At 62.3% G+C, this 9,770-nt stretch carries 9 protein-coding genes and 1 tRNA gene; all 10 read left to right on the plus strand.

Annotated elements, in window-relative coordinates; genetic code table 11:
- Positions 1-1,007, plus strand: a 1,007-nt coding sequence (gene tuf, locus AC1DMG_RS16495) for an elongation factor Tu (protein WP_477180777.1), incomplete at its 5' end; no start/stop codon positions are given.
- A gap of 139 nt (positions 1,008-1,146) precedes the next feature.
- Positions 1,147-1,222, plus strand: a tRNA-Trp gene (locus tag AC1DMG_RS16500).
- 81 nt (positions 1,223-1,303) lie between these two features.
- On the plus strand, positions 1,304-1,699 hold the full coding sequence (gene secE / locus AC1DMG_RS16505) for a preprotein translocase subunit SecE (protein WP_046973294.1): 396 nt from the start codon (positions 1,304-1,306) through the stop codon (positions 1,697-1,699).
- Between the two features lie 9 nt (positions 1,700-1,708).
- On the plus strand, positions 1,709-2,269 hold the full coding sequence (gene nusG / locus AC1DMG_RS16510) for a transcription termination/antitermination protein NusG (RefSeq protein ID WP_441605561.1): 561 nt from the start codon (positions 1,709-1,711) through the stop codon (positions 2,267-2,269).
- Positions 2,270-2,541: 272 nt separating this feature from the next.
- The gene (gene rplK / locus AC1DMG_RS16515; RefSeq protein ID WP_046973296.1) at positions 2,542-2,970 is read left to right on the plus strand and encodes a 50S ribosomal protein L11; all 429 of its coding nucleotides are present in this window, start codon (positions 2,542-2,544) and stop codon (positions 2,968-2,970) included.
- 3 nt (positions 2,971-2,973) lie between these two features.
- Positions 2,974-3,681, plus strand: coding sequence for a 50S ribosomal protein L1 (gene rplA, locus AC1DMG_RS16520; RefSeq protein ID WP_121881684.1), 708 nt, complete (start codon positions 2,974-2,976; stop codon positions 3,679-3,681).
- A 337-nt stretch (positions 3,682-4,018) separates the two neighbouring features.
- The gene (gene rplJ / locus AC1DMG_RS16525; RefSeq protein ID WP_441605560.1) at positions 4,019-4,552 is read left to right on the plus strand and encodes a 50S ribosomal protein L10; all 534 of its coding nucleotides are present in this window, start codon (positions 4,019-4,021) and stop codon (positions 4,550-4,552) included.
- 46 nt (positions 4,553-4,598) lie between these two features.
- On the plus strand, positions 4,599-4,970 hold the full coding sequence (rplL, locus tag AC1DMG_RS16530) for a 50S ribosomal protein L7/L12 (protein ID WP_121881680.1): 372 nt from the start codon (positions 4,599-4,601) through the stop codon (positions 4,968-4,970).
- A gap of 206 nt (positions 4,971-5,176) precedes the next feature.
- Entirely contained in the window at positions 5,177-9,334 is a 4,158-nt protein-coding gene (gene rpoB / locus AC1DMG_RS16535) for a DNA-directed RNA polymerase subunit beta (RefSeq protein WP_477180778.1), read from the plus strand.
- A gap of 89 nt (positions 9,335-9,423) precedes the next feature.
- Positions 9,424-9,770, plus strand: a 347-nt coding sequence (locus tag AC1DMG_RS16540) for a hypothetical protein (RefSeq protein WP_477180779.1), incomplete at its 3' end; no start/stop codon positions are given.

Below are 9,770 nucleotides of genomic sequence, written 5' to 3' on the forward strand. Positions count from 1 at the left end.
CGATTTCGACCGCGCACGTCGAATACGAATCGCCGAACCGTCACTACGCMCACGTKGACTGCCCGGGCCAYGCTGACTAYGTGAAGAACATGATCACGGGYGCMGCGCAGATGGACGGCGCGATCCTGGTGTGCTCGGCCGCTGACGGCCCGATGCCGCAGACCCGCGAACACATCCTGCTGKCSCGCCAGGTKGGCGTGCCKTACATCRTCGTGTTCCTGAACAAGKSCGACATGGTSGACGACGCCGAGCTGCTCGAGCTGGTCGAAATGGAAGTGCGYGARCTSYTSTCCAAGTACGAMTTCCCSGGCGACGACACCCCGATCATCAAGGGTTCGGCMYTGAAGGCGCTGGAAGGCGACCAGTCGGAAATCGGCGTGCCGGCGATCATCGCCCTCGTCGACGCGCTGGACWSCTACATCCCGGAGCCGGTGCGTGCGATCGACAAGCCGTTCCTGATGCCGGTGGAAGACGTGTTCTCGATCTCCGGCCGCGGCACCGTGGTGACCGGTCGTATCGAGCGCGGCATCATCAAGGTCGGTGACGAAGTCGAAGTGGTGGGCATCCGYCCGACCCAGAAGACCACCGTCACGGGCGTGGAAATGTTCCGCAAGCTGCTGGACCAGGGCCAGGCAGGCGACAACGCCGGTCTGCTGCTGCGCGGCCTGAAGCGTGACGACGTCGAGCGTGGCCAGGTGCTGGCCAAGCCGGGCACGATCACCCCGCACACCGATTTCGARGCCGAAGTCTATGTGCTGTCGAAGGACGARGGTGGCCGTCATACCCCGTTCTTCAAGGGTTACCGTCCGCAGTTCTACTTCCGCACGACCGACGTGACTGGCGCTTGCCAGCTGCCGGAAGGCGTGGAAATGGTGATGCCGGGYGACAACGTGAAGATGGTGGTCAGCCTGATCCACCCGATCGCGATGGACGAAGGCCTGCGTTTCGCCATYCGCGAAGGYGGCCGCACCGTCGGCGCCGGCGTGGTGGCCAAGGTCATCAAGTAAGCTGTACACTGGGAAGTCGCCCGCATTGCGGGCCGCAGGGATCCGGGTTGGGGCGGTTTGATCGCTCCACCCCTGGAAAGGCGCCCAAAAGGCGCCACCTTGTGGCAGCAAGGCGAGCGACTTCACCCATTTTCTAGATACGCCAGTAGCTCAATTRGCAGAGCAGCGGTCTCCAAAACCGCAGGTTGGGGGTTCGAGTCCCTCCTGGCGTGCCATCTTCCCGAGGATCCACGACGGGTGGTGGATGGCATGCAGACCGTAATCCGGTCGATGTCTCTATCATCCGATCACGTCGCATGAATACGAAGGCAGAATCGACCAAGGGCGCCTCTGGCGCCGATATCGCCAAGCTGGTGCTAGCCGTTATCGTGCTGGCTGCCGGCATTTTTGCGTATTCGTGGTTCGGCAGTGACGGTTCCATCCCGCAGTCGGTGCGACTGCTGGGCGTGGTCGTCGCGCTGGTCCTGTCGTTGGCCATCGGTGCGTTTACCGCCCCCGGCCGACGTGTGCGCGCCTTCCTTGGCGAATCGCAATTTGAAATGCGCAAGGTGGTCTGGCCCACCCGCGACGAGACGCTCAAGACCACCGGCATCATCATGGTGGTTGTGGTCGTTCTCTCGCTGCTGTTGGGCCTGATTGACCTGATCCTGAAGTCGGTCGTGCTCGACTGGCTGCTCAAGCTCGGTACGTGAGGTGATGGCATGAGCAAGCGTTGGTATGTGGTGCACGCCTATTCGGGCTTCGAGAACCAGGTGAAGCGTTCGCTCGATGAGCGGATCCGTCGCGCTGGCATGGAAGAAAGGTTCGGCGAAGTGCTGGTGCCGACCGAAGAGGTCATCGAGATGCGCAGCGGCCAGAAGCGTCGCAGCGAGCGCAAGTTCTTCCCGGGTTACGTTCTCGTGCAGATCGAGACGGACACCGAGGGCAAGGCGCCGCGCATCGACGACGAATGCTGGCACTTGGTCAAGGAAACGCCCAAGGTGATGGGTTTCATCGGCGGTACCGCCGATCGCCCGCTGCCGATTCGCGACTCCGAGGCCGATGCGATTCTCAGCCGCGTCCGCGAGGGCGTCGAGAAGCCCAAGCCCAAGGTGCTGTTCGAGCCGGGTGAGATGGTTCGCGTCACCGAGGGTCCGTTCAACGACTTCAACGGCGTGGTCGAGGAAGTCAATTACGAAAAGAGCCGCCTGCGCGTCGCGGTGCTCATTTTCGGCCGCTCGACCCCGGTCGAGCTGGAATTTGGCCAGGTCGAAAAGGCCTAGGCCTTTTCGACAAGAGGCACGGGCTCTGCTCTACGCCTCGCCGGCTTGCGAGGGGATTGGATGCCCGACTTGCCAGCTAAACCCGCCGATGCCCTCAGCGGCACGGGGCTTGCTTAAAAACTGATCAATCTATATATTATGCGGTTCACGCTGGGATTTTAGCCCCGGCGTGTCCGTGTTTCTGGGGTTCGCGGGACGGCGGGCCTTCCTCTTTCAGGGAACGACAGCACTGCGAGGAGCCGCAAGGCGCTTGAACTCGCGAGGAAAATCCAATGGCAAAGAAAGTAACTGGCTATATCAAGCTGCAGGTCAAGGCCGGTCAGGCCAACCCGTCGCCGCCGGTGGGCCCCGCCCTCGGTCAGCGCGGCCTGAACATCATGGAATTCTGCAAGGCGTTCAATGCCGCCACGCAGAAGATGGAACCGGGTATGCCCATCCCGGTCATCATCACGGCGTATTCCGACCGTAGCTTCACCTTCATCACCAAGACCCCGCCGGCCACGATCCTGATCAAGAAGGTCACGGGCGTCGCCAAGGGTTCGCCCAAGCCCAATACCGACAAGGTCGGCAAGATCACCCGCAAGCAGCTCGAAGACGTTGCGAAGCAGAAGGAGCCGGATCTCACGGCTGCTGATCTGGACGCCGCAGTGCGCACCATCGCTGGTAGCGCTCGCAGCATGGGCCTGGTAGTGGAGGGTTAAGACATGGCAAAGCTCACGAAGCGTTTGAAGGCCGCTCAGGCCGCAGTGCAGCCGGGCAAGGTTTACGGCCTGGATGAAGCCCTCAAGATCGTCAAGGACAACGCCAAGGCGAAGTTCGCCGAGTCCGTGGACGTTGCCGTCCGCCTCGGCATCGACGCCAAGAAGTCCGACCAGGGCGTGCGCGGCTCCTCGCTGCTGCCGCACGGCACCGGCAAGACCATCAAGGTCGCCGTGTTCGTGCCGGCTGGTGAGAAGGCCGAGGCCGCCAAGGCCGCCGGTGCCGACGCCGTCGGTATGGACGACCTGGCCGAGCGCATGCAGGCTGGCGATCTCGACTTCGGTCGCGTGATTGCTACGCCGGACGCCATGCGCGTGGTCGGTAAGCTCGGTCAGCTGCTCGGTCCCCGTGGCCTGATGCCGAACCCGAAGGACGGCTCGGTCACCGCCGACGTCGCCACGGCCGTGAAGAACGCCAAGGCCGGCCAGGTGAAGTTCCGTAACGACAAGGCGGGCATCATCCACGCCACCATCGGCAAGGCCAGCTTCGACGCTGCCCAGCTGGCGGACAACCTGAACGCCTTGGTCAACGACCTGCTGAAGGCCAAGCCGTCGACCGCCAAGGGTCAGTACCTGCAGAAGATCGCGCTGTCGTCCACCATGGGCGTTGGCGTGCCGGTCGAAGTGTCGACCCTGACGGTGTCGACCAAGTAAGAGTTCAAGTCCCATGCCGGTCTCAACGCCGGCATGGGCAAGTTTTTGAAGGTAGCCATGGCTCACGCCGTGGCCGCCGTCAAAGACCGCAGGCGCGATCAGCGCGCGACGACGACGAGCAGGGAGCTCGTGTTGGCAAGGAACCGCCGTCGTTGCAAGCGGGTTCGCTTAATCGGATTCCCAGCGGATCTGGCCTGCGTAGATGGTGATGCCCCTTCTGGAATGTTTTCTGGAATGGCCACCACCCGGGATCTCGCGATCCCCGACGTCACGGACGGCGTCGCTCAGGACCGCAAGCGGCAGGAGCCGTAAGCGGAATTCATAAGAGGAGTGAAAAATGGCTCTGAATCTCTCTCAGAAGCAAGAAGTAGTCGCCGAACTGGCAGAAGTTGCCGCGAAGGCTCACTCCTTGGTCGCTGCCGAGTATGCAGGCACCACGGTCGAACAGATGACCGCGATGCGCAAGAAGGCTCGTGAATCCGGCGTTTTCTTGAAAGTTGTCAAGAACACGCTTGCTTCGCGCGCCGTCGTCGGTACCGAGTTCGAGGTCGTCAAAGACGCCCTGACCGGTCCGCTGCTGTACGCATTCTCGACTGAGGAGCCCGGCGCAGCCGGTCGCCTGATCAAGGAATTCGCCAAGGGCAACGACAAGCTGAAGGCACGCCTCGTGTCGGTGGAAGGCAAGCTGCATCCCGCCTCCCACGTCGAAGTGCTGGCCTCGCTGCCGACCCGCGAGCAGGCCCTGGCCATGTTGGCACGTGTGTTGGCCGAGCCGGCCACCATGTTCGCCCGCGTCGTCAAGGCTGTGGCCGATCAGCAGGGTGGTGGCGACGTCGCCGCCGAAGCCCCGGCCGAAGCCGAGCCCGCCTAAGTTCGTTGACTGTTCCATTCGAATCAATTTCCAGAGGTAAATGAAAATGTCCCTGACCAACGAACAGATCGTTGAAGCCGTCGCCGCCAAGTCGCTGATGGAAGTGATGGACCTGGTGAAGGCCATCGAAGAGAAGTTTGGCGTCACCGCCGCCGCCCCGGTCATGATGGCCGCCGGCCCGGCCGCCGCTGGCCCGGCTGTTGAAGAACAGACCGAGTTCGACGTGATCCTCAAGAGCGCCGGCGACAAGAAGGTCGACGTGATCAAGGCCGTCCGCGCCATCACGGGCCTGGGCCTGAAGGAAGCGAAGGACCTGACCGAAGCCGGTGGCGTCGTGAAGGAAGCCGCTTCGAAGGAAGACGCTGCGAAGTTCAAGAAGGACCTCGAAGCTGCCGGCGCCACGGTCGAACTGAAGTAATTGGCGCTCTTGCGCGCCGTCAGTTTGACCTAGCGTCAAGCAAGCCTGGGGGCGTAAGCCCCCGGGCTTTGCCCGTTGTAAGCAGGGAATGGGGAATAGGGAATTAGGGAGCAGCCCTTGAAGGTGGGTAGCTTTCGATTCTCTATTCCCGATTCTCTATTCCCGACTCCCGATTCATCGAATACACAACCGAGGCGGTACCCACCATGACCTACTCGTTTACCGAGAAGAAGCGCATCCGCAAGGATTTCGGCAAGCGTCCCCCTGTATTGGGCGTGCCGAACCTGCTGACCATCCAGACCGATTCCTATCGCGAATTCCTGCAGGAGCACGTCGCTCCCAAGCAGCGCGACGAAAAGGGTCTCCACGCCGCGCTGAAGTCAGTATTCCCGATTGTTAGCTATTCGGGTAACGCCGCGCTTGAGTATGTCGACTATCGCCTGGGCGAACCCGCCTTTGACGAACGCGAGTGCCGCAACCGCGGCATGACCTTCGGCGCGCCGCTGCGCGTCACCGTGCGCCTGGTCATCTATGACAAGGACAGCCCGGCATCCAAGAAGGCCGTCAAGTACGTGAAGGAACAGGAAGTCTACATGGGCGAAATTCCGCTCATGACCGACACCGGCACCTTCATCATCAACGGCACCGAGCGCGTCATCGTTTCGCAGCTGCATCGTTCGCCGGGCGTGTTCTTCGATCACGACCGCGGCAAGACGCACAGCTCGGGCAAGCTGCTGTTCTCGGCCCGCGTGATTCCTTACCGTGGCTCGTGGCTCGACTTCGAGTTCGACCCGAAGGATGCGCTGTTCACCCGTATCGACCGTCGCCGCAAGTTGCYGGTGACGGTGCTGCTGCGCGCGCTGGGTTACACCAACGAAGAGATGCTCGGCATCTTCTTCGAGCACAACGTGTTCCATCTGGGCAAGAAGGGCGGTACCACGCTGGAGCTCGTCGCCGAGCGTCTGCGCGGTGAAACGCTGACCTTCGACCTGGCCATTGGCGACAAGGTGCTGGTCGAGGCCGGCAAGCGCATCACGGCGCGTCACGTGCGCCAGCTGGCTGCGGAAAACATCACCGCGCTGGAAGTGCCGGACGACTACCCGGTCRGCCGCATTCTGGCCATCGACATGGTCGACCCCAAGACCGGCGAACTGCTGGCCCAGGCCAACGACGAAATCACCGCCGAGCAGGTGGAGAGTTTCCGCAAGGCCGGTATCGAAGTCGTGCCGACGCTCTACGTCAACGACCTCGATCGCGGTGCCTACATCTCGCACACGTTGCGCATCGACAACACCAAGACGCCGCTTGAGGCGCTGGTGGAAATCTATCGCATGATGCGTCCGGGCGAGCCGCCGACCAAGGATGCCGCGCAGAACCTGTTCTACAACCTGTTCTTCACCTTCGACCGCTACGACCTCTCGGGCGTGGGTCGCATGAAGTTCAACCGTCGTGTTGGCCGCCAGGAAATCGTCGGTCCGGGCGTGTTGTACGACAAGCGTTACTTCACCGACCGCAAGGAAGAGGAAGCCCAGAAGCTCGTTGCGGCACAGGGCGATCGCTCCGACATCCTCGACGTGCTCAAGGTGCTGATCGACATCAAGAACGGTCATGGCACCGTCGACGATATCGATCACCTGGGCAACCGTCGCGTGCGTTCGGTCGGCGAAATGGCCGAGAACACCTTCCGCATCGGCCTGGTGCGCGTCGAGCGCGCCGTGCGCGAGCGTCTGTCGCTGGCCGAGTCCGAGGGTCTGACCCCGCAGGAACTGATCAACGCCAAGCCGGTCGCGGCCGCGGTGAAGGAGTTCTTCGGTTCGTCGCAGCTCAGCCAGTTCATGGACCAGAACAACCCGCTGTCGGAAGTGACGCACAAGCGTCGCGTCTCGGCCCTGGGCCCAGGCGGCCTGACGCGCGAGCGCGCCGGCTTCGAAGTGCGCGACGTGCATCCGACCCATTACGGCCGCGTCTGCACCATCGAAACGCCGGAAGGCCCGAACATCGGCCTGATCAACTCGCTCGCCGTGTACGCGCGCACCAACCAGTATGGCTTCCTCGAGACGCCGTACCGCAAGGTCGTGGGCGGCAAGGTCACCGACCAGGTGGATTACCTGTCGGCCATCGAAGAAGGCGATCACGTGATCGCGCAGGCCAACTCGCCGTTGAAGGATGGCGCGTTCGTCGAAGACTTCGTGTCCTGCCGTTTCCGTGGCGAGTCCGAACTGCGTCCGTCCGCTGAAGTCGACTACATGGACGTTTCGCCCATGCAGACCGTGTCGGTCGCTGCCGCACTCGTGCCGTTCCTCGAGCACGACGATGCTAACCGCGCACTGATGGGCGCGAACATGCAGCGTCAGGCCGTGCCGACCCTGCGTTCGCAGACCCCGCTGGTGGGTACCGGCATCGAGCGCGCCGTGGCGCGTGACTCGGGCGTCATCGTCACCGCCAAGCGCGGCGGCGTGATCGACCAGGTCGATGCGGCCCGTATCGTGGTGCGCGTGAACGAGAAGGAAGTGGGCGACAACGACGCCGGCGTCGATATCTACACGCTGACCAAGTACACCCGCTCCAACCAGAACACCAACCTCAACCAGCGTCCGCTGGTGAACGTGGGTGACATCGTGGCAGTGGGCGACACGCTGGCCGACGGTTCGTCGACCGACCTGGGCGAGCTCGCGCTCGGCCAGAACATGCTGATCGCCTTCATGCCGTGGAACGGCTACAACTTCGAAGAYTCGATCCTGMTCTCCGARCGCGTSGTKSMSGAAGACCGCTACACCTCGATCCACATCGAGGARCTGTCSKKCRTCGCSCGTGACACCAAGCTGGGCGCCGAGGAAATCACCGCCGACATCCCGAACGTGGGTGAGCAGGCGCTGGCTCGCCTCGACGAATCGGGCATCGTGTACATCGGTGCGGAAGTGAAGGCCGGCGACATCATGGTCGGCAAGGTCACGCCCAAGGGCGARASCCAGCTGACCCCGGAAGARAAGCTGCTGCGCGCGATCTTCGGCGAGAAGGCKTCSGACGTGAAGGACAGCTCGCTGCGCGTGCCGCCGGGCATGGACGGCACCGTCATCGACGTGCAGGTCTTCACCCGCGACGGCATCGAGAAGGACAAGCGCGCCAAGCAGATCGAGGAAATGGAAATCAAGCGTATCCGCAAGGACCTTGATGACCAGTTCCGCATCCTCGAAGGCGCGATCTACAACCGTATGCGCACCCAGCTTGTCGGCAAGACCGCGATGAGCGGTCCGGCCGGTCTCAAGCGCGGCGCTGAAATCACCGACGCGTTCCTGGACGGCCTGAAGAAGGACGACTGGTTCAAGATCAACGTGAAGGAAGAGGACGTCACCGAGTTCCTCGAGCGCGCGGCCGATCAGATCAAGCGTCACAAGGAAGAGTTCGACAAGCGCTTCAAGGAAAAGCAGAGCAAGATCACCCAGGGCGACGACCTCGCACCGGGCGTGCTCAAGATGGTCAAGGTGTTCCTGGCCGTGAAGCGTCGCATCCAGCCGGGCGACAAGATGGCTGGTCGCCACGGCAACAAGGGTGTGGTGTCCAACGTGGTGCCGGTGGAGGACATGCCGTTCTCCGAAGACGGTACCTCGGTCGACATCGTGCTCAACCCGCTGGGCGTGCCCTCGCGTATGAACATCGGCCAGATTCTGGAAGTACATCTGGGCTGGGCCGCCAAGGGCCTGGGCAAGAAGATCCAGAAGATGCTCGAAGCGCAGGCCAAGGTGGCGCAGATCCGCGAGTTCCTCGACCAGGTGTACAACCACCACGTCGCTGGCGCCGTGCAGCATGTCGACCTGAAGTCGTTGACCGACGAAGAAATCTTCGCGCTGGCCAACAACCTGCAGGAAGGCGTGCCGATGGCTACGCCGGTGTTCGACGGTGCCGAGGAAACCGAGATCAAGGCGATGCTCCGCCTCGCCGATCTGCCGGAATCGGGTCAGACCACCTTGTACGACGGTCGTACCGGCGAAGCGTTCGATCGCCCGGTCACCGTGGGCTACATGCACTACCTGAAGCTGAACCACCTGGTCGACGACAAGATGCACGCGCGTTCGACTGGTCCGTACTCGCTCGTCACGCAGCAACCGCTGGGTGGTAAGGCGCAGTTCGGCGGCCAGCGCTTCGGCGAAATGGAAGTCTGGGCACTGGAAGCCTACGGCGCGGCCTACACCCTGCAGGAAATGCTGACGGTSAAGTCCGATGACGTGCAGGGCCGTAACCAGATGTACAAGAACATTGTCGACGGCAACCACGAGATGGCAGCGGGCATGCCGGAATCCTTCAACGTGTTGGTGAAGGAAATCCGCTCGCTCGGTATCGATATTGATCTGGAAGAAGTGAAGTGAGTTGAGGCGGGGACGAGGAACGACCTTTCGTTCCTCGTTCTCCCGATTCCTGATTCTCCATTACCTATTCCCGATCTTCGGAGACATCCATGAAAGACTTGCTCAATCTGTTCAACCAGCAGCGCACCGCGCCTGACTTCGATGCGATCAAGATCGCTCTGGCTTCGCCGGAGCTGATCCGCTCGTGGTCGTACGGCGAGGTGAAGAAGCCGGAAACGATCAACTACCGCACCTTCAAGCCCGAGCGTGACGGCCTGTTCTGCGCCGCCATCTTCGGTCCCGTGAAGGACTACGAGTGCCTGTGCGGCAAGTACAAGCGCMTGAAGCACCGYGGCGTGATCTGCGAGAAGTGCGGCGTTGAAGTGACGCTGGCCAAGGTGCGCCGTGAGCGCATGGGCCACATTGAACTGGCCGCGCCGACCGCGCACATCTGGTT

It is taken from the genome of Dyella sp. 01N36, assembly GCF_056399745.1.